This is a genomic window from bacterium (assembly GCA_035281585.1).
In the GTDB taxonomy this organism is placed as follows: Bacteria; UBA10199; UBA10199; order DSSB01; family DSSB01; genus DATEDP01.
In genome coordinates this window covers 1-21,271 of record DATEDP010000056.1, presented here as the reverse complement: position 1 = coordinate 21,271, position 21,271 = coordinate 1, and the positions used below count along the sequence as shown (strand labels likewise).

General features: G+C 60.8%; 15 protein-coding genes. 11 read left to right on the top strand and 4 right to left on the bottom strand.

What is annotated here, in order from left to right:
* Positions 1 to 3: 3 nt before the first annotated feature.
* Positions 4 to 702: a tetratricopeptide repeat protein gene (locus tag VJR29_04185; protein ID HKY62597.1), complete on the top strand. Its 699-nt coding sequence runs from the start codon at positions 4 to 6 to the stop codon at positions 700 to 702.
* Between the two features lie 147 nt (positions 703 to 849).
* On the opposite strand, the gene VJR29_04180 is transcribed toward VJR29_04185, so the two are convergent.
* Positions 850 to 2,952, bottom strand: coding sequence for a hypothetical protein (locus VJR29_04180; GenBank protein ID HKY62596.1), 2,103 nt, complete (start codon positions 2,950 to 2,952; stop codon positions 850 to 852).
* A gap of 65 nt (positions 2,953 to 3,017) precedes the next feature.
* On the opposite strand from VJR29_04180, the gene VJR29_04175 reads away from it, so the two are divergent.
* Positions 3,018 to 3,803 carry a polyprenol monophosphomannose synthase gene (locus VJR29_04175; GenBank protein ID HKY62595.1) on the top strand — a complete coding sequence of 262 codons (786 nt, stop codon included), beginning with the start codon at positions 3,018 to 3,020 and terminating at the stop codon, positions 3,801 to 3,803.
* On the opposite strand, the gene VJR29_04170 is transcribed toward VJR29_04175, so the two are convergent.
* The gene (locus VJR29_04170; GenBank protein ID HKY62594.1) at positions 3,696 to 4,937 is read right to left on the bottom strand and encodes a glycosyltransferase family 39 protein; all 1,242 of its coding nucleotides are present in this window, start codon (positions 4,935 to 4,937) and stop codon (positions 3,696 to 3,698) included. The genes VJR29_04175 and VJR29_04170 overlap by 108 nt on opposite strands.
* 111 nt (positions 4,938 to 5,048) lie before the next feature.
* Between VJR29_04170 and VJR29_04165 the strand changes: the two genes are divergently transcribed.
* The 6 genes from VJR29_04165 (at position 5,049) to hflX (ending at position 15,689) form a co-directional block, all read left to right on the top strand.
* A complete protein-coding gene (locus VJR29_04165) occupies positions 5,049 to 6,176 on the top strand; it encodes a hypothetical protein (protein ID HKY62593.1) in 1,128 nt (375 codons plus the stop codon).
* 88 nt (positions 6,177 to 6,264) lie between these two features.
* On the top strand, positions 6,265 to 7,674 hold the full coding sequence (locus VJR29_04160) for a right-handed parallel beta-helix repeat-containing protein (protein HKY62592.1): 1,410 nt from the start codon (positions 6,265 to 6,267) through the stop codon (positions 7,672 to 7,674).
* Between the two features lie 97 nt (positions 7,675 to 7,771).
* Positions 7,772 to 9,232, top strand: a complete 1,461-nt coding sequence (gene guaB, locus VJR29_04155; protein HKY62591.1) for an IMP dehydrogenase — start codon at positions 7,772 to 7,774, stop codon at positions 9,230 to 9,232.
* A gap of 90 nt (positions 9,233 to 9,322) precedes the next feature.
* On the top strand, positions 9,323 to 10,870 hold the full coding sequence (guaA, locus tag VJR29_04150) for a glutamine-hydrolyzing GMP synthase (protein ID HKY62590.1): 1,548 nt from the start codon (positions 9,323 to 9,325) through the stop codon (positions 10,868 to 10,870).
* Between the two features lie 32 nt (positions 10,871 to 10,902).
* Positions 10,903 to 14,355, top strand: a complete 3,453-nt coding sequence (gene dnaE, locus VJR29_04145; GenBank protein ID HKY62589.1) for a DNA polymerase III subunit alpha — start codon at positions 10,903 to 10,905, stop codon at positions 14,353 to 14,355.
* Between the two features lie 101 nt (positions 14,356 to 14,456).
* A complete protein-coding gene (gene hflX / locus VJR29_04140; protein HKY62588.1) occupies positions 14,457 to 15,689 on the top strand; it encodes a GTPase HflX in 1,233 nt (410 codons plus the stop codon).
* 199 nt (positions 15,690 to 15,888) lie between these two features.
* Here the strand turns inward: hflX and VJR29_04135 are convergent, their stop codons facing one another.
* Complete coding sequence (locus VJR29_04135) at positions 15,889 to 16,596, bottom strand: CsgG/HfaB family protein (GenBank protein ID HKY62587.1); 708 nt, start codon at positions 16,594 to 16,596, stop codon at positions 15,889 to 15,891.
* A 162-nt stretch (positions 16,597 to 16,758) separates the two neighbouring features.
* On the opposite strand from VJR29_04135, the gene VJR29_04130 reads away from it, so the two are divergent.
* The 3 genes from VJR29_04130 to lipB are packed head-to-tail and all read left to right on the top strand — an operon-like array spanning position 16,759 to position 19,120.
* Positions 16,759 to 17,379 carry a CDP-alcohol phosphatidyltransferase family protein gene (locus tag VJR29_04130; GenBank protein ID HKY62586.1) on the top strand — a complete coding sequence of 207 codons (621 nt, stop codon included), beginning with the start codon at positions 16,759 to 16,761 and terminating at the stop codon, positions 17,377 to 17,379.
* Positions 17,336 to 18,427 (top strand): metallophosphoesterase, encoded by a 1,092-nt coding sequence (locus tag VJR29_04125; GenBank protein HKY62585.1) that lies wholly within the window; start codon positions 17,336 to 17,338, stop codon positions 18,425 to 18,427. Before VJR29_04130 ends, VJR29_04125 begins: the two co-directional genes overlap by 44 nt.
* Positions 18,428 to 19,120, top strand: a complete 693-nt coding sequence (gene lipB / locus VJR29_04120) for a lipoyl(octanoyl) transferase LipB (protein HKY62584.1) — start codon at positions 18,428 to 18,430, stop codon at positions 19,118 to 19,120. It begins immediately after the preceding gene.
* Positions 19,121 to 19,229: 109 nt separating this feature from the next.
* Here lipB and VJR29_04115 read toward each other — a convergent pair whose 3' ends face one another.
* Complete coding sequence (locus VJR29_04115) at positions 19,230 to 21,218, bottom strand: (Fe-S)-binding protein (protein HKY62583.1); 1,989 nt, start codon at positions 21,216 to 21,218, stop codon at positions 19,230 to 19,232.
* Between the last annotated feature and the right edge of the window lie 53 nt (positions 21,219 to 21,271).

Genomic DNA, 21,271 nt, shown 5'->3' with positions numbered 1-21,271 from the left:
AACGTGCCCCAATACAACCGTCCGCCCAAGGCCAAAGCGGCCCGACCCGACGAGTTCATCTCTTTCTTCGATCATTTGACCCGCTACTTCCTCAAGCATCAGATGAAGCTTTGGGCCTTGGTCGGAGCCGCTCTCCTGGCCTTCGGAGCCTATACCCTCTACCAGTATCGGATCGGACAAAAGATGAACACCTTGTCGCTCGATTACTGGAAGGCCGATGAGGCTCCTAGCGGCGAGTCCTTGAGCGCCTGGCAAAGGGTGGAAAAACTGAATCCGCCGCGGCCCTTGAAAGACGTGGTCGGTCTTCGTCTCGGCAGCGCCTTTTCGGGCCAGCAGAACTGGAAAGACGCCGCGGCGGCTCTCCAAGATCCGGCGGGCCATTCCTTCGCCCTCCAATCGGTGGCACGATTGGCCCGGGCGGCGGCCCTCGAGAACTCCGGCGACACGGCCAAGGCCATGGAGGTCTATCGCTCGGTCGCCGACAAGGCCGAGGATCCTTTCCGTTTCCGGGCCAAGCTCGGGTTGGCCCGCGGATATTTCGCCCAAGGCGAGAACGGCGAGGCCGAGAAGATCCTTTTCAGCCTGGTCATCAAGGGATCGGATGCGCCGGAGCCGGTGCAAAACGCGGCCTGGGCCCAGTTGGCAGCGATGAAGGTCCCCGGCAAGCTCGCCGAATCGGCGCCCGAGACCCAGACTCCGTAGCTGGACTTCCCCCCTTTGAAAAAGGGGGGGCAGGGGGGATTTGAAAGCCGTTGCAAAGCAATAAAGCTCGTTCGCCAGGCTTTTCTTCCAGAAGCCCGCCTTTAAATCCCCCTTAATCCCCCTTTTTCAAAGGGGGAAAATCCCTTGCTACAAGGACTCCGGAATCGACTCCGGAGCCCGGCGGTGGATCTTGAAGATCTTCGACTGGGTTTTCTTATTGCTGCCGTTGGTCTGAAGCAGCTCGAATTGCGGGTTGGCTTCGTATTTCCCCCAAGGACCCCACTTCGACGTCACCAGATAATAATCGCCGGGATGGCTCTCGACGTAGTCCAATACCTTGTTGGGATCGCGCGGCAGGATCGGGATGTTCAGGTTGAACTTGTCCATCGCCACTCGCACCTCGACTCGCGGATAGTCGCTGATGACGATGTTCCGCAAGGTCAGGCTGCGCAGATAATCGCCGGTGTACCAGTTGGCGATGATGATGTCGTTCTTCTTGGTGTTCTTGTTGATCCAATCGGCCGAGGCGTATTCCTCAGGCGTGCAGTTGAGGATCCAGCCGCCCCAAGTCGCGGCTTCGGCATTGATGAGGAGGCAGAGGCCGGTGGTCAAGGCCAGCGCGGCGATCTTGCGTCCATCCTTCTTCACCCAGTGATCGATGAGCCGCCACAGGAAGTAAGCGAACATGCAGGAGAGGCTCAAGCTGATCGGGAGCAGGTAGCGGTAGTACTTGGAGGTAAAGGAGATGAAGCCGAAGGGAATGAGAAACAGGATCAGAAAAAAGAAGGCGTAGGAAAGGAAGAAGAAGACCGTGACGACGTCGATCCGCCATTTCTTCTCCCGCCCGTTCCAGAAGACCCAGAAGGAGCCGGCGAAGGCCCCGCCCACCGCCAATAGGTCGAAGAAAAGCCGAGTCAGCCGGCCGTTGAGACCGAAGGCGCCGAGGAAAGATCCGATCGAGGGCCCCGACAGGTTGACGAAGGTCAGATTGCGGAAGATCTCCCGCGAGAAAGTTTCCCAGCCGGCCTTGATCTTCTCGGCGAAGGTCGGGTTTTGTCCCATCGCCTTCATGATTCCCTCGGTGCCGGCCTTGCCGGTGGCCAGGGCGCCGGTGAAGAGCGGGGTGGCCAAGAATTTCCAATTCCAGACCAGGAGGCAGGCCAGGAAGATCCCGCCGGCCAGCAAGTTGCCCCAGATCCAGCGCTTATCGCGGGTTTTGACGAAGACGTAGACCGCGTGAACCGCGAAGAAAGGCACGACAAAGACCGCCGGCACCGGATTGATGAAGGCCAGCGCGGTGAAGAAGACGCCGAACCAGACGAAGTCGCCCCAGACCCGGCTCTCGGCCGCCCAAAGGTAGAAGAGCAGGGCCGGCGCCAGCATCGGAATCGCATAGGCCTCGGAGAAGCCGGCATTGGTGCGAAGGATGTGAACCGGCGAGGCTCCCCACAGCGCGGCCGCGATCAGGGCGACGAAAGTGGCGACTTCCTCGGCCCGGAGGTGGGGCGGGGCCGGCCCTTTTTTGCGCCGGGGCGGGGGGCCGAGGTCGCTGGCGATGACCGAGCGCAGCCCCAGCTTGGCGAAGAGGTAGAGCGAAAGGATGCTCAAGGCCCCAAAAACCTGGGAGCCCCAGGCCCAGAGATCCCAAGCCGAGAAAGGCCCGGCCAGCCCCAGGACGCCGGCCAGGATATAACAGCCCTGGAGCTCGAAGATGGGAACCTCGCCGACCAAGTAAGGGTCGAATTTCGACAGGTGGCCGGTTTGGATCAAGGCCTCGGTACGGATGTGGTGGCGGTAAGGATCGGCATCGAGCAGCTTATCCGGGTATTTGAGCCCGTTCTGCAGCCGGACGTGAAGGCTGAAGGCGAAGATGAGGCCGAGGGCGATCAGGACCATCAGCTCACGCCAGGGCCGGGCCGGAGGCTTGTCGAGCTTTTCGTCTTCGTCGGGGCTTTCCTCGAAACCGGTCTTCAAATGCCGGGAGCGGCGGTAGATCTCGACCCCGGCGCCGGCCGCGAGGATCAAGGTGAAGACCCCCCAAAGCGTGACCTGGGTCAAGGGCAGGTTGAATAGGCCCTGGGCCAAGAGAAAGAAGAGGGTATAGAAGGCGATGCCGGTGAGCAGCGACAGCAAGATTCGGTCGATCCAGGAATGGATTTCCCGGATGGCGCGGGGCGCCAAGCGGAACAAGCTGAGGCCGGTCAGGGTGAAGAGCAAGACGGCTTTGAGACAGGCGAGGGCAAGCGGCATCGGCGGATTTAATACTAGTATTTGCGATCGCCTTCCAAGTATTTTGTCGCCATCGCCGGAGAGCCGTGAAAGATTTCATCCTCATTCCCACCTATAATGAGCGGGAAAATCTGCCGATCCTGCTGGAAGAGCTGGCGGCTCTGCCGGCCGAGCTTCATTTTCTGGTGGTGGACGACGCTTCGCCCGATGGCACCGGCCGGCTGGCCGAGGACTTGAAAACGCGTTACGGCGAACGGCTCCATTGCCTCCATCGGGCGCCGCCCCGGAGCTTCGCCCACTCGTGCCTCGAGGGCTATCATGACGCTTTGAAGCTCGGTGCCGAGAGGCTCTTGCAAATGGACGGCGACCGTTCCCATCCGGTCGAGGCGGTCTTGCCGATGCTCAAGCTGGTGGAAAGCTGCGATCTGGTCATCGGTTCGCGTTATGTGCCGGGGGGCGGTGTGGAAAATTGGCCATGGCACCGAAGGGCTTTGAGCCTCGGGGCCAATCTCTACGCCCGCCGTTTGCTCTCGCTCCCGTTTCGCGACATCACCGCCGGCTTCCGTTGTTTCAATCGCCGGACTTTGGAGCGTCTCGAAAGCCAGCGTTTCCGCTGCGACGGTTACGGTTTTTGGGTCGAGCTGACCCTGGCGCTTTGGGACGATGGTTGCCGAATTCGAGAGTACCCGATCGTGTTTCGCGACCGCCTCCAAGGCCGCTCCAAGATGGGGTGGCCCATCGCTTGGGAGGCCGCGCGGCGCGTTTTAAGGCTGCGGGGCTTGCGAAGAAAAGGGATTGGGGAGGCGGCTAAGGCTCTCTTGGGTCACACGCCCGCCCCAGAGGAAGGGACCGTAATTCCAGGTGACGAGTGAGGCGCCAAGCAGGAGGAGAGCGAAGTCGACCTGGAGAATCCGCCGATAGCGGTCGCCGTAACGGTCAAAAAGCGCCGCGATGCCGGATCCCATCAAGGTGTATAGCAACGGCAAGATCCCGACCATGTAATGCATGAAGTTCAGCGGCTTGAACGCGAAGAGCGAAAATTGCAAAACCAGCGCGGCCGCAATGGCCCACATCTCAAGCGAGCGCCGGCGGGCCCACAGTCCGTAGATGGCCAAGAGCTGGGCCGAAATCCAAAGAACCAAGTTGCCGACGGCCATCAGGGTTTGGTCCTTGGTGTTGTGCAAGGCCGGGTGAAGGTACCAAAGCGGCTGGCCTGAATAGAGCCACTCATACCAGGGGCTGCCGATGTTCAAAGTCCTGTCGAAATGGCGGTGGAACTCGAGACTGAAGCGGAGAACTTCAAGGCTTTGCCTGAATGAAAAGCCGTTGAGCGCGTAGCTGCCGAAATAAACCGCCCAAGGCAGCAGGCTGAGAGCCAAAAGAGCGAGGAAGTAGGCGCCAAAGGTCGCCTTCTCGCGGCGTAATCCCGAAAAAACCAAAATAAATATCGATGGGAAAGCCGCGGCGATCGACCATTTGCTGGCCAGGCCCAAGCCCATGACGATTCCGAGGATGACGACTCGGAAAGGGCGCCAGGAGCGGCTTTGATAGATGCCGACGGCGATGGCTAGGGCCGACATCATGGCCGCAGCCATGGGCGGCTCCAAAATCGCCATCCGATAGTGAACGATCAAAAGCGGATCGAGCAGCAGGCAAGCCGCGGTCAGCAGCGTCACGCCGCGGCGCTTTCCGAGGCGGTCGACCAGATAGAGAACGCTGACGTTGGCGATGGCTCCGGACAACACGGAAAAGTAGCGCCAAGCTTCGGGCCGGTCGCCGAAGAGCTTCATGCTGAGGGCGATCATTTGCTTGGCGAAGGGCGGGTGCTCGGGATTGGGCAGGGGCCAGAGGCCGAGTAGAAAGGCCCGGGCCGCCGGAACATAGGCGATCTCGTCCCAGACCGGCTTGGCAATGGCCCCGAGATCCCAAGCATAGAAAAGAAAATAGGCTAAAAACAGCCCCGGAAAGGCCCAATTCGGGAGTGGCTTTGCTTGGTTTTCGGCCATGAATCCGTTTAATTGCTTGATCTTTCTCGGTCAATTCTTTACTCTTAGCGCTCAAGTACCTGGCACTCCACAGAAAATTAACAATACGCATAACCCCACAGGGGAGGTTGCATGTCGCAAGTCATCAAAAAACACCGTTGGCAGCTGGCGGGGGTTGCTTTGCCCGCCTTCTTTTTATTCCTACTTTGGGCAATCGGAGTCAGCGTTTACCCAGGCTGGGTCCGGCCGCTCTACGGCGTCGTCGGCGCTCCTTGCGATGCCAGCAATCCCGGAACGGACTGCGACCTTTGCGTCGGCGAGACCTGCGAATTCACTTCCTTCGGCCCTGGCTGCGGCGGCGAAGTTTGTCCCGGTTTCTTTTGCGCGGCGGCCGACGGAAGCTTCGTGACTCCCTCGCCGGTTCCCCAGTGTCCCCAAGGCGTTCCGGGGGACGGCGATCCGCTGTGTCACACCACCTGCGTCGAAGTGGGCACGACCCAAATCGATTGCCAGCCCAACGACGATTTCTGTAACGGGATCTCCGGCGGCGCCGAAGCCAATGCCTGCCGGGTCGGCGTTTGCCTCGATCAACCCGATCCCAGCGAAAATCCCAGCGGTTGCGACTATGACCTCGACACCGCGGCCGACGAAAATTGCGTGCTCTGCAACAGCCCCGAGCCGGTTCCCTTCGACCACTGCGGCAACGGCGTCTGCGAAGGCGAGCAGGGCGAGGATTGCGACACTTGCCCCATCGACTGCAACCCTCCGGGTTACGATGCCGCTTGCTTGGATCAGGCCGAGGCCGATTTGATTTGCGTCGATCCGCCGGCCATCAAGCTCATCGAATTCCCCGGACCGCCTTATCCGGATAGCGGCCAATTCCCGGGCGAGATTTGCGAGGACGGCGATCTCTGCACCGACAACGTCTGCGACAGCAGCGGCGGCTGCGTGATCACCGACAAGGCCTGCGAGCCCGACGCCGACTTCTGCTGCCCTTCGGGCTGCGCGGCGCCGGCTCCCGGCGGGACTTGCCGCGAGGTCACCGGAGCTCCGATTCCGGGCTGCGACCCCGACTGCTATGTGCCGGAAGAGTGCCCGATTCTCATTCCGACCCCGACCCCAACGCCGACGCCACCGGCCAACCCGCTTCTCGAGGGCAGCGGGTGCTCGCTGGGCGGCTTGGCCAGCTCGGCCTCGGCCTGGGTTTGGCTGGCCGGCTTCGGCTTGCTGGCGGCTTTCGGGATTCGACGCCGATCTTAAGCGTGATCGTTTCTCTAAAACCCCGGCTGGCCCATGGTTAGCTGGGGTTTTTTCTTTGGACACCCCAAGATCCCCAATGGAGGACTCTATGACTAAGTTCCCATGGTTTTACCCGGCCCTGGCCCTAGGCATTCTGCTGACGGCGCCGTCCAACCCGACTCTCGCCGCCAATCTGCAAGTGACGCCGGCGGCGGCTTCCTGCAGCGACTGCGATCCGACCAACGACTGCTCCGGCGACTGCAGCGATCCCGGCGTCGCCTGTCCCTTCCAGGAGGCGCTCAATATCGCCCAATGCAACGACCAGGACGATACGATCACCCTGGCCGCCGGCACCTACAATCCCAACGACGTTCCCTTGGCCGACACCGATTGCAGCGACGACGGCTTCTGCTACGACGGCGACGCCAATGCCGAGAATTTTTCGCTGACGATCACCGGCGCCGGCAAGGGCCTCACCTTCATCGATGGCGGCGGAAACAATGTCTCGGGCCTGATGATCGAGCCCTTGGCCACCGATGACGACGGCCTCAACCTGACGGTCACCGGCATCACCTTCCAGAACAACGGTCCGGTCGGCGGCAGCGATGCCGGCGGCTTATCGGCGGCGGTGCAGAATGCCACCGTCCTCATTCAGGACAATGAATTCATCAACAACGGCGGGGAACGGGTCGGCGGCGGATTATTCGTCGGCTCCTTCGGAACCGGCGTCATCACCGTGAATCGGAATGCCTTCTTCGACAATCAGGCCTTGAGCGGCGTCCCGGGCGGCGGCATCGGCGCCGATGTCCTCGACGGCGAGCTCATCCTTACCAATAACATCCTGGCCGGCAACTTCGCCGAGAACAATATCGGCGGCGGCATGTACATCGAGATCGACGGAACGGCCTTGGTCCGGATCGTTCACAACACTCTCTTCGACAACACCGCCGCCGTTGGCGGCGGGATCTTGTTGGAGCCTTGCGTCGACAATACCACCGATATCTATAACAACATCATCTACCAGAACACCGCGGATGCCGGTGGCGAGGACGTCGCGGTCATCGCCGGCGGCGGCGGCGAATGCACCCCCGACGGCACGATCAACCTCTTCAACAATGACATCATCAATTTCGAGGTTCTGCCCGGAACGATCACCGTCAATGAGGGGAACAACGTCAATGTGGATCCGCTTTGGGCCGATTCGGCGGCCGACGACTTCCATTTAACTGCGGATTCGCCGGTCATCGATCAAGGCGATCTGGATCCGCCGGGCGGCCTGCCCAGCCCCGACTTCGATTTGGTGACTCGGCCTCAGGGACCCTTGCCCGACATGGGGGCCTTGGAGTTCCAGGTGATTCCGACACCGACGCCGACGCCCACCGCGACGCCGACGCCTCCGTTGAATGCCTTCCTGGAAGGTAGCGGCTGCTCTTTGGGCGCTTTTAGCGGTTCTTCCTCGGTCTTGGCTTGGCTCGCCGGCTTCGCTTTGCTGGCGGCCTTCGGCTTCCGCCGTCGCTAAAGGCCGTTGAACTCCATTAAGACCCCGTCTCGCTAGGGCGAGGCGGGGTTTTTTATTTCATCTTGACCTGCCGCGACCACTTTACTAAAGACCCGACATGTTGGACAAAATCACCGAGTTGGCCCTCACCTTCGACGACGTTCTCCTCCTGCCCGGCAAAAGCGAAATACTCCCCAAAGACGCCGACACCAAGACCCGGCTCGCCGGCTCGCTCGAGCTCAATATTCCCCTGGTCTCGGCGGCGATGGATTCGGTGACCATGTCGCGGACCGCCATCGTCATGGCCCAGAGCGGCGGCATCGGCATCATCCACAAGAATATGTCCATCTCCGACCAGGCCCTCGAGGTCGAGCGAGTCAAGAAGTCGGAAAGCGGGATGATCCTCAACCCGATCACTCTCTCGCCCCATGAAAAGCTGAGCGCGGCCATCGATTTGATGGAGCAGAACAACATCTCCGGCGTCCCGATCACCGAAGGCAAGAAGCTGGTCGGAATCCTCACCAACCGCGACATCCGCTTCGAGAAGAACCTCAACCAGCCGGTCGCCAACCTCATGACCAAGAAACTGGTGACGGTCTCCGAAAAGGTGACCTTGGAGGAAGCCAAGGGCCTATTGCACAAAAACCGGATCGAGAAGCTCCCGGTCGTCGACGCCAACGGCGATCTGAAGGGCATGATCACGATCAAGGATATCGAAAAAACCGAGAAGAACCCGCTGGCGGTGAAGGATTCCCATGGCCGCCTGCTGGTCGGCGCGGCCATCGGCATCGGCGCCGAAGCTCTCAGCCGGGCCGAGGCCCTGATCAAGGCCGGCGTCGACGTCCTGGTGGTCGACACCGCCCACGGCCACTCCAAGGGCGTCCTCGAGGCGGTCCAAGCGGTCAAAAGCCATTTTCCCAAGGTGCCGCTGGTGGCCGGGAATATCGCCACCGAAGGGGCGGTCCAAGACCTGGCCAAGGCCGGGGTCGACGGGGTCAAGGTCGGCATCGGTCCGGGCAGCATTTGCACCACCCGGGTCGTCGCCGGCGTCGGCGTGCCCCAGCTCACCGCCATCCTGCGCTGCGCCAAGGCCGCCCAAGCCCTCGACCTGCCGGTCATCGCCGACGGCGGCATCAAGTACAGCGGCGATCTGACCAAGGCTTTGGCGGCCGGTGCCTCCACCGTGATGATCGGCAGCCTCTTCGCCGGCACCGACGAGTCGCCGGGCGAGCTGGTGCTCTATCAAGGCCGAAGCTTCAAGGTTTACCGCGGCATGGGCTCGGTCAGCGCGATGAGCCAGGGCAGCAGCGACCGCTATTTCCAGGACGACAAAAAGGCCAGCGGCAAGTTCGTGCCCGAGGGCATCGAGGGGATGGTGCCCTCCCGGGGCCCCTTGAGCGACAACATCTATCAGCTGGTCGGCGGATTGCGCTCCGGCATGGGCTACACCGGCTGCGCCAGCTTGAAAGAGCTTCGCGAGAAGGCGAAGTTTGTTCAGATCACCAGCTCGGGCTTGAAGGAATCGCACGTTCACGACGTGGTGATCACCAAGGAAGCACCGAATTATCATATGGATTGATGGCAAGGCCGTCATCCTGAGGAGCGAAGCGACGAAGGATCTCATACCCACCAAGGTGGTCGCAGATCCTTCGCTTCGCTCAGGATGACATTGCAGAATACGACCATGGACAAAGTTCTCATCCTCGACTACGGCTCCCAATACACTCAGCTCATCGCCCGCCGGATTCGCGAGCAGAACGTCTACTCCGAGATCCAGCCCTTCAACGTCAGCCTCGAAAAAATCCGCGAATTCGGTCCCAAGGCCATCGTTCTCTCGGGCGGCCCGGCCAGCGTCTTGGGCAAGGACGCGCCGGGGCTTGACCTTCGCATCCTCGAGCTAGGGCTTCCGGTTCTGGGGATCTGTTACGGCATCCAGCTGTTGGCCCACCATTTGGGTGGCAAGGTCACGCCTTCGAGCAAGCGGGAATACGGCCGAGCCACCTTCAAAGCCGACGCCACTTCGCCGCTTTTCCGCGGCGTCAAAGCCGAGAGCGTGGTTTGGATGAGCCATGGCGACAGCTTGGAAAAGGTGCCGGCCGGCTTCGAGAAGATCGGTGAGAGCGACAACACGCCCTTTTGCGCGGTGGCCAACGTCGCGAAGAAGATCTACGGCGTCCAATTTCACCCCGAAGTGGTCCACACCGAAGAGGGCGTCCAGGTCCTGCACAATTTCCTCTTCCACATTGCCGAGCTCAAGGCCGACTGGAACATGAGCGCCTTTCTCGCCACCGAAAAGGAAAAGATTCGCCGGCAGGTGGGAAAGGGCAAGGTCATCTGCGGCCTCTCCGGCGGCGTCGACTCGACCGTGGCGGCGCTTTTGATTCACGAGGCGATCGGCGATCAGCTCGAGTGCATCTTCGTCAACAACGGCCTGCTGCGCAAAGACGAGGCCCAGAAGGTCCAAGACACCTTCCGCAACCACTTCAAGATCAAGCTCCACTACGTCGATGCCACCGACCGCTTCCTCGATCGGCTGAAGGGCGTGACCGATCCCGAGCAGAAGCGCAAGATCATCGGCAACGAATTCGTCTACGTCTTCGAGGAGATGGCCAAGAAGATCCAAGACGCCAAATTCTTGGCCCAAGGGACGCTCTATCCCGACGTCATCGAGAGCGTCTCCTTCAAAGGGCCTTCGGCGACCATCAAGAGCCATCACAACGTCGGAGGTTTGCCGGAACGGATGGGCTTGGCCTTGGTCGAGCCGCTCCGCGAGCTATTCAAGGACGAAGTGCGGGAGTTGGGCCGCCAGCTCGGCATGCCTCAGACCTTGACCCATCGCCAGCCTTTTCCCGGTCCGGGCCTGGCGATCCGGATCTTGGGCGAGGTCACCCGCGAAGGTTTGGACCTGCTGCGCGAGGCCGACGACATCCTGGTGGGCGAGATCAAGGCCGCCGATTGGTATTACAAGGTTTGGCAATCCTTCGCGGTCCTGCTGCCGATCAAGACGGTCGGCGTGATGGGCGACGAGCGCACTTATGAGAACGTCTTGGCCATTCGCTGCGTGACCAGCGTCGACGGAATGACCGCCGATTGGGTTCCGCTGCCGCCGGAGATCCTGGGCCGCATCTCGAGCCGAATCATCAACGAGGTGAGGGGGATCAACCGGGTGGTTTACGATATTTCGTCTAAGCCGCCGGCGACGATCGAGTGGGAATAAACACGGTCATCCCGAACGGAGTGAGGGATCCCATGACAAGCGACTTCGTTCATCTTCACGTCCATTCCCAATACTCCTTGCTTGAGGGCGCGATCACCCTCGATTCCCTCTGCAATCGAGTCAAAGAGCTTGGTATGAAGGCGGTGGCCGTCACCGACGCCGGCAATATGTTCGGCGCGCTCGAGCTCTACGAGACCGCCAAGGCCGCCGGCATCAAGCCCATCTTCGGCGCCGAGGTCTATTACTTGACCGGCGGCAGCCTTGAGTCGCGCGACGCCAAGCGCAAGGACCACTTCCTGGCCAACCTCATCCTCTTGGTCCAGAACAAGACCGGTTACCAAAACCTCTGCCGGCTGCTCAGCCTGGCTCACCTCAAGGGCTTCTATTACAAGCCCCGGATCGACAAGGAGGTTCTGGCCCAGCATGCCGAGGGTCTGATTGCCATTTCGGGGACTCTCCACGGCGAGATCCACCGTCGCTGGATGAAGAGCGAGACCGAGGAGGCGAGGGCGGCCATGACCTATTTGGCCGAGACCTTTCCGGAACGCTTCTACCTCGAGCTGCAGGATCACGGGATCACCGCCGAGAAGAAGCTCAACGAGACCCTGCCGGCCTTGGCCAAGGAATTCGGGGTTCCGCTGGTCGCGACCAACGACTGCAAGTATCTCAAGCGCGAGGACTACGAAGCCCACTTGGCGCTCCAATGCATCCAATCGGGCCGCACGCTCCATGAGGAAGAGGAGAGGGCCGAATACTTGAGCGAGCAGCGCTATCTCAAGTCGCCCCAGGAGATGATTCAAAACTTTAAGAGTTATGAGCAAGCTATTGAAAATACTGTAAAAATAGCTGAGCAGTGCAGCTACGGCTTCACGGACAAAACCTATTATTTTCCAAAGTACCAGCCGCCGGCGGGCGAGGATCTCGAAACCTACCTCCGTCGCCGCACTTACGAAGGCTTCGAGGAACGCTGGTCCGAGATCAGCGCCCGCTACGAAGAAGTGCCGCCGCAGCTCCGCGACTCTTATCTCGAGCGAATTAAAGTGGAGCTTGAGATCATCTGCCCGATGGGCTTCGCCGGCTATTTCCTGATCGTCTCCGACTTCATCAATTACGCGAAGAATCAGAAAATTCCGGTGGGGCCGGGCCGCGGCTCGGCCGCCGGCTCGCTGGTCGCCTATTGCCTTAAGATCACCGACATCGATCCGCTGCCTTACGACCTGCTCTTCGAGCGATTCTTGAACCCCGAGCGCATTAGCATGCCCGACATGGACATCGATTTTTGCATGAACCGGCGCGACGAGGTCATCCGCTACGTCCGCGAGAAGTACGGCCACGTCTCCCAGATCATCACTTTCGGAAAGATGAAGGCCAAGGCCGTCATTCGCGACGTCGGCCGGGTCCTGGACCTGGCTTACGGCGAGGTCGACAAGATCGCCAAGCTGGTGCCCAATACCCTCAACATCACGCTGCAGGAGGCTCTTCAGCAGGAGCCGCGGCTCCAGGAGCTGGAAAAGCAGGACCCCGGCGTGAAGCGCTTGCTCCAGATCGCCCGCTCGCTCGAAGGCCTGACCCGCCACGCCTCGATGCACGCCGCCGGCGTCGTCATCGCCGACCGGGCCCTGACCGAATTCTGCCCCCTCTACAAGGGGCCGGACAACGAGGTCATCACCCAGTTCGACATGAAAGGGGTCGAGAAGATCGGCTTGGTCAAGTTCGACTTCCTGGGCCTCAAGACCCTGACCGTCCTCGACGTGGCGGTGAAGATCCTCAAGCGGACCCGGGGCATCGACCTCAAGCTGAGCGAGATCGACTTGGCCGACCCCAAGGTCTACCAAAGCCTCTGCCAAGGCGACGGCCTGGGCATCTTCCAGCTCGAATCCAGCGGCATGCGCGACCTTTTGGTCCGGCTCAAGCCCAACTGCTTCGAGGACATCATCGCCCTGGTCGCCCTCTACCGTCCGGGCCCGCTGGGCAGCGGCATGGTCGACGACTTCATCAATCGCAAGCACGGCAAGACCGAGATCACCTACGAGCTGCCCCAGCTCGAGCCCATCCTGAAAAGCACCTACGGCGTCATCGTCTATCAAGAGCAGGTCATGCAGATCGCCAGCGCCTTGGCCAGCTACAGCCTGGGCGAAGCCGACTTGCTGCGGCGAGCCATGGGCAAAAAGAAGCCGGAGGAGATGGCCAAGCAGCGCGAGCGCTTCCTGGAGGGCGCCAAAGCCAACAAGGTCCCGCCCAAGAAGGCCGAGAAGATCTTCGACCTGATGGCCAAATTCGCCGAGTACGGTTTCAACAAGTCGCACAGCGCGGCCTACGCCCTGGTCAGCTACCAGACCGCTTATCTCAAGACCCATTACACCGTCGAGTACATGGCCTCCTTGCTGACCCACGAAATGCAGAACACCGACAAGATCCTGGTGTACATCAACGACTGCCGGGAGCGGGGCATCTCGATCCTGCCGCCCGACGTCAACGCCAGCTATAAGTTCTTCTCGGTCGAAGGGCCGGGCGAGATCCGCTTCGGCTTGGCCGCGGTCAAGGGCGTCGGCGACACCGCCATCGAGTCGGTCATGGAAGCCCGCGAGGCCGGCGGCAAATTCCAAACGCTCTTCGACTTCTGCGAGCGGGTCGACTTAAGGCGGGCGAACAAGAAAGTTTTGGAGTCGTTGATCAAGTGCGGAGCGATGGATGGGATGGGAGAGCGGGCTCCCTTGATGGCGGCGCTCGACATCGCGATGGACTGGGGGATCCGGCATCGGGACGAGAAACGGGTCGGCCAGACCAGCATGTTCGCCCTCCTGCCGGCCCATGAGGCCGTGCCCCAGCTGCCCAATACCGCCGAATGGCCCGAAGGCGAGAAGCTGGCCTTCGAGAAGGAAGCCTTGGGCTTCTACATCACCGGCCACCCGCTGCGGCGCTACAAGGACCAGATCCAGCGCCTGGCCTCTTTCGACACCCGGAAATGCGCCCAGGCCGTCGACAAGTCCGAGGTGGGGCTCTGCGGCATGGTGGTGGCGATGAAGGAGATCCTCACCAAGAAGGGCGCCCGGATGGCCTTTCTGACCTTGGAAGATTTGACCGGCACCATCGAAGTGGTGGTGTTCAGCGATCTCTTCGCCCAATCGGCCTCGCTGCTCAAGTCCGACGTTCCGCTCTTCGTGAAGGGCAACGTCGACCACAATGACGAGGCCACCAAGATCCTGGCCCGGGAGATTCTTTCGCTGGAGCAGATGCGTCTGCAAAAAACCAAGGCGGTCCACCTGACCGTCCGCCAAGAGCTGATGACCCGGGAAGCGTTGGAGGAATTCAAGCAGCTCCTCGGCCGCTACCCCGGCAAATTGCCGGCCTACCTGCATTTGGTGGGCCCCTCCGAGCGCGAAACCGTCTTGGCCCTGCCGCCGGATTTGGAGGTCGGGCTCTGCGACGATTTCATCGGCGAGGTCGAGCGGATGTTCGGGGCCTCTTCGCTCATGCTGAATTGAGGTTGTCTTGTCCGCCGATTCCGGTAATATTAAGTCATCCTGATGGATTAAGGAGGTACACAAGCCTGGATAAAACTAAAAGACCCGTTGAACGCGCCATCTTGGTCGGCATCCGTCACCCCCGCCAGAGCACCCTCGACGCCCGCGAATCGCTTTTCGAGCTGGAACGCCTCGTCCACACTGCCGGGGCTCTCGTCATCTCCACCACCCAACAAGAACTGAAAAAAATCGAGCCTTCGACCTTCATCGGTAAAGGGAAGCTTGAGGAAATATCCGACTTGGTTCGGGAAACCCAGGCTGACACGGTGGTTTTCGACGAGGATCTCACGCCGGGCCAAAATCGCAATCTCGAGGAAAAGCTCCGCTGCAAAGTGGTGGACCGGACCGGCCTCATCCTCGATATCTTCGCCCAGCATGCCCGCTCCAAGGAGGGCAAGCTCCAGGTCGAGCTGGCCCAGTGCATGTATTTAATGCCCCGGCTGGTCGGCCAGTGGGCCCACTTCGGCCGGCTCGGCGGCGGAATCGGCACCCGGGGTCCTGGTGAAACCCAATTGGAAGTCGACCGCCGGCGGATCCGGGAGCGGATTTCGCGGATCAAGGGGCAGCTGGAACGGGTCGAAGTTTCGCGCCAATTGCACCGCCAAAAGCGGGCCGGCGTTCCCATCCCGACGGTGGCGATGGTCGGCTACACCAACGCCGGAAAATCGACCCTGATGAACTACCTCACTCATGCCGGAGTTTTGGTCGAGGACAAGCTTTTCGCGACCCTCGACCCCACGGTCCGCCGGCTTTCCCTGCCTTCGGGCCGGGAGGTTCTGCTGTCCGACACCGTCGGATTCATTCGCAAGCTGCCGCACCAATTGGTCGACGCCTTCAAGGCGACTTTCGAGGAGGTGCGGGGCGCCGATTTGCTGCTCCACGTCATCGACGTCAGCTACCCGACTTGGCCCCAGCAAAAGGAGTGCGTCGAGGCGGTCTTGCAGGAGCTGGGACTGCATAGCAAGCCGACCATCGAGGTCTATAACAAGATCGACCTGCTCGGCGCCTCGGCGGCCAACGGCCACGGGGCCCGGATCTCGGCTCGAAGCGGGAAGGGCGTGCCGGAGCTGTTGCAGCAGATCGAGGATCGGCTCCACGAGAACTTCAAAACCGTCCAGGTGAAGGTGCCTTACGAGCTGGGCGACCGCCTCGATTGGATCTATCGGGTCGGCGAAGTCCACGAACGCAAGGACGGCGAGGATGGGGTCTGGATGCAGGTCGCCCTCAGCCCCGACGATTACGGCCGGCTCCGCAAGGAGCGGGCGATTCGGATGCGGACGGTACGGGCTTCATAACCTCTCCCCTTGCGGGAGAGGTCGGTTCGGCGAAGCCGAACCGGGAGAGGGGGCGTGGCATAAAGCGAAGGCTGCTTATGCCGCGCCCCCTCTCCCGTCTCCGGCGAAGCCGGAGACACCCTCCCCCGCAAGGGGGGAGGGGAAATAAAAAACCCCGCCTGGTTTCCCAGACGGGGTTAAAAACATTCAGCCTCAACAATTAGTTGCTGAAGTTCATATTCTGGGTCCGCTCGGCCAATTGGACCGCGCAGTCGTGGATCATTTCCGAGACGGCTTTGCCGACTGGGTTCTTGTACCAGAAGTCGCCGCCGAAGCCGAGGCCGCTGCCGCCACCGGCGCCGAGGAGTCCGATGTCGACTTTGTTCTTGGAGACCTCGCTCGAGGCCAAGACTTCGCTGGTCGAGGAATCATACATCCGGCAGGTCATCCGGAAATTGGAGGACTTGGGAGAGACCGCGCCAAGGCCGAACTTGCCGCCGCCGACGCCGAGGCCGCCGAAGCTGCCGCCGACATTGTCCTTGGAGACGCCGGTGAGGGCGAATTGGACGATCCGAGAAGCCAGGGTGACGTTGCCGCCCTTGGCTTTCTTCTGGCCGGGACGGGCCTGGCCGGTGGCTTGGAGAAATTGTTCGCGGTCGTAACCGGCGCCGACTCCGGCACCGCCGCGCTCGACTACCCGGAAGCAACCGGAGTTGGTCAGCTCGTTGACGGCGACGTCACGGGCGGCTCCGGCAAATTCATCCCAACCGATGTAGATATTTTCATAACGGAACTGGTCGACAGCCACCGTCGGTTGCTGGCTGCAGGCCGGGTATTCCTTCTTCTTCGCCTCGGCCGATTGGGAAAAACCGAGGGCGACGCCCGCCGCCAAAATCGCGGCGGAAGCGAGGGTTAAGCGTTTCATCATATTAGGGATCCTCCTTACAGGAACGGTAGGAACAGAAAAATTTTGCGAAAGGTAACAGAAGCCCTTGGCCTGTCAAGGCCATTATTGCTTTGACTTGCCCCCGCCAAGGCCCTCATAAAGGCCGTAGACCTTGGGCTCGGAGCCAGGGTTAAATCGGAATCCATGGCTCTCTTCAACCTGCCTAATTCCCTGACCTTGCTTCGGATCCTTTTGGTTCCGGTTTTCACCTACTACTTCTTGGCCGGCCAATACCGCATTGCGTTATTGATCTTCGTCGTCACCGGCCTGACCGACGTCGTCGACGGCTACCTGGCACGGCGCCTCCAGCTTAAAACCAACCTCGGCGCGGCCCTCGACCCGGCCGCCGACAAGCTCTTGATGTTCGTCACCTTCATTGTCCTGGCGATGCGGGGCCTGGTGCCGGTTTGGCTGGCGGTTTTGGTGATTTTTCGCGACCTCTGGATCATCGGCGGCCTGGCGGTCATCAAGTTCTCGCACATCCCCATCCGCTTCGGCCCCTCGCGCCTGAGCAAGCTGACGACTTTTTTCCAGCTTCAAACCATCTTTCTGGCCTTCCTGCTGACCTTCCTCCGGTCGGAGCAGCCGGACTCGCTGATGGCCTGGGAGCCGCTTGTGGCGAGGATCCTAGGCTGGGTCATCTATGCCGCCGCCCTCATGACAATCGCCTCCGGTATCCATTACACTAGGGTGGGATGGGGAATTTACCGGGAGGGTAAGCGTGCAGCTCTTTCCCCTGAAAAAGTTGAAGCTCGTCGTCAGTGACTTCCACCTCGGCAAGGGCCGGCATCTGCCCGACGGCTCGCCCAACCTCCTCGAAGATTTCAACGCCGACCGCCAGTTCGTCGAGTTCCTCGACTATTACATGAACGGCAGCCATCACCGGGCCGACGTCGAGCTCATCCTCAACGGCGACTTCTTCAACCTCCTCCAGATCGACTATCGAAACCGCTTCAGCGACGTCATCACCGAGTCCGACGCCCTTCACAAGACGATGAGCATCCTGAAGGGCCATCCGGGCCTTTTCGACAAGCTCGCCGAGTTTTCCCGGCTGGCTCACCATTCGGTGACCTTCGTCCTGGGCAACCACGATCCGGGCCTGCTTTGGGAAGGGGTCCGCGAAGCGGTCCGGCTCCGCCTCGGCGGCGCGGTGAAGTTCGTGATGGAGGCCTACGAGTTCGACGGGGTTCACGTCGAGCACGGCAACCAGTATCAGGCCGACAACCGCTATGACCGCGAGCATTATTTCCTGAGCGAGGGCCTACCCGAGCCGATCATCAACCTGCCTTTTGGCAGCTTCTTCGTCATTCATTACCTGAACGAGTTGAAAAAGGAGCGGCCTTACATCGACAAGGTCCATCCCTTCGCGATGTATAAGCGCTGGGCCTTGCTTCATGACACTTGGTTCGCGATCCGCAGCGCCTTGAAGGTGGCCTACTGGTTCATCAAGTTCTTGATCACGCCCAACCCGGCCCGCAAGCTCAGCTGGCGCCAAATCTTGGGCATTCTCCGCCAAACGACGGTTCATCCCCGCTTGCATAAGGAAGCCGAGCGGATCTTGATGAGCCGCGAGGAAAACCGCATCGTCGTCTTCGGCCACACCCACCAGCATCTCTACATGCGCTTCAAGCCGGGCAAGGAATACTTCAACACCGGAACCTGGAACGAGAAGATCAGCCTCGAGGTCGGGAGCCTCGGCCGCTTTCTCCGGCTCACCTTCGTCCAGATCGATTACGACGACAAAAAGATCCCGCATGGGAGCTTGAAGGAATGGAAAGGGCATACTAACGTGATCGAAGAGCTGGTGTTCTGAATGCCCAAGATTCCCTCGATCCAATTCGAAAGCCTCGGCCGCCGGCCTTTCGCCGAGGTCTTGGAGATGCAACTCAAGCTGCGCCGCCGCCGTCAAGCCGGCGAGATCGGCGACCGGGTCCTCTTCGTCGAGCATCCCCGGGTCATCACCCGCGGCCGGCGGCCGGCCGAGGAGGATTTCAAGATCAGCCCGGCCGAGTTGCAGGGCCGGGGTTTCGAGGTCGCCGATGCCGGGCGAGGAGGGAGACTCACTTATCATGGCCCCGGTCAGCTCGTGGCTTATTTCATCGTCTCCCTGACGATGCGCAAGCTCAGCATTCCCCAATTCGTCCGGCGGGTGGAAGAGTCGGTGATCGGCAGCTTGGGGGAATTCGGCATCGCCGCCGCCACCCGCGAAGGCTGTCCCGGCGTCTGGGTCGGAGGATCAAAGATCGCCTCGGTCGGCTTTTCGGTCGACCGCGGTGTCAGCATGCACGGGGTGGCGGTGAACGTCGATCCGCGGCTGGAAGATTTCGGCGTGATCGTGCCTTGCGGGATCCAGGACTGCGAGATCACCTCGATGCGGCAGCTGTTAGGGCGAGCACCGATTCTGGTGGAAGTTGAAGAACTGTTGCGAAAAAAAATTGCTGAAAAATTCGATTCGCCCTCTCCCCTTGTGGGAGAGGGTGGTTTCGACGGAGTCGAAACCGGGTGAGGGGGGCGGCCTAAAGAGAATGCTGCTTTTGCAGCACCCCCTCTCCCCCCTCGGTCTTCGACCGAGGGCTCCCTCCCCCGCGAGGGGGGGGGGTAATATTGAACGGGAATTATATAGATTCTGCGACGATCTCGGCGATGTCCTTGGTCTTGACCTCGACGTGCTTGTCTCGGGCCGCGTCGGTGATCATGGTCATGCAGAAGGGGCAGGCCGAGGCCACCGTCTTGGGCTCGACCGTCATCAGGTCCTCGAGCCGCTTGTGGTTGACCCGCTCGCCGAGATGCTCTTCCATCCACATCCGCCCGCCGCCGGCACCGCAGCAGCGGCCGATGTTCCGCGAGATCTCGACGTCTTGGTATTCGATACCGGGGATGCTCTTCAGCACTTCGCGGGGCTGGTCGTAGATGTTGTTGTAGCGGCCGAGGTAGCAGGAGTCGTGATAAGTGACCTTCTCCTCGAGGTTCTTGACCGGCTTGATCTTGCCTTCGTCGATCAGGCGCTTGATGAAGTCGGTGTGATGGACGACCTCGTAGTTGCCGCCGAACTGGGGGTATTCGTTCTTGATCGTGTTGAAGCAGTGCGGGCACTGGGCCAGCACGGTCTTGAACTTGTATTTGCCCATGGTGTCGATGTTTTGCTTGGCCAGAGTCTGGAATAGGTACTCGTTGCCGATGCGGCGGGCCGGGTCGCCGGTGCAGCCTTCCTCGGGACCGAGAATGGCGAAATCGATCTTGGCTTCCTGGAGGATCTTGACCACCGCGGTGCTGACCTTTTTGTTGCGATCGTCGAAGGAGCCGGCGCAGCCGACCCAATACAGCACGTCGACCTCGGGCTTCTCGGCCAGCGAGGGAACGCCCATGCCCTTGGCCCAATTGGCCCGCTCGTCGAAGCCGATGCCCCAGGGGTTGCTGTTGTTCTCGATGTTGCGGAGGGTGGCCTGGGCCTCGGCCGGGAACTCGCCGCGCATCAGGACCAGGTGGCGGCGCATGTCGACGATCTTCTGCACGTACTCGATGAAGACCGGGCAGGCTTCTTCGCAGGCCCGGCAGGTGGTGCAGCTCCAGAGGATCTCCGGATCGATGACGTCGGGGACCAGCGATTTCCCGAGGACGGCTTCCTTCTGCTCCGCGCTGCCCTCCAGGATATCTTGGGAGTGGTGGACCGAGAATTCCTTCAACTCCATCAGGAACTGCTTGGGATTGAGCGGCTTGTTGGTGTTGTAGGCCGGACAATGGGAGGTGCAGCGCCCACACTCGGTGCAGGTGTACATGTCCATCACGTCCTTCCAGCTGAACTCGTTGATCTTGTCGATGCCGAAGGTGGTGATGTTTTCGTCCTCGAGGTTGATCGGGTTCAGCGCGCCGTAGGGCCGGAGGTTGCGCATGAAGACGTTGGGCAGCGAGGTGATGATGTGGAAGTGCTTGCCGTAAGGCAGGAAGTTCAAGAAGCCCAGGATCAAGGCCAAGTGGAGGAAGTAAGAGCTGATGCTGACGACGTGAGTCGTCGAGGGTTGCCAGCCGAGGGCGGTGATCAGCTTGGAGAAGAGGGTGCCGACCGGGGCCCAGAGCGGGTCGATGTGGTGGTTGCCGAGCGCGAGCTGGCCGCCGTCGTAAAACCATTCGGTGACCATCAAGCCCATGATGGTGAGCAGGATGAACCAGCCTTCGTTGGAGATCGAGATCCGGTCGGGAATGGTGAACCAGCGCCGGATCAGGAAGAAGACGCAGCCGGAGAAGACCAGGACCGTGAAGATGTCCTTGTTGAGGTTGTAGAAATTGCCGAGGGCGCCGCCGAAGCCGGGGAGGTGAAAGTCGGGATCGAAGCCTTGGCCGAAGAGGGTGACGGTCCGGATCGAGAGGACGCAGAAGCCCCAGAAGATGAAGGCGTGCCAGAGGCCGGGCCAGAAGTCGCGTTTGATCTGCATCATCCGCCTTTGGCCGACCGCGTAGGTAAAGAGAGCCGCCACCCGTTCGGGGACCTTTTCAAAGCGCCAGGCCTTCCCCTTCGCCATCCTGAGCAAGCCAACCCGGTTGTTGATGGTGTAGGAAAAAAAAGCCATGCCCACGATCAAGAGCAAGCCGACGGCAACAGGATACATTCACTCCTCCTGGAGAGACGGTTAGAACAAAACTCTTCGATTTTAAAGGTCTT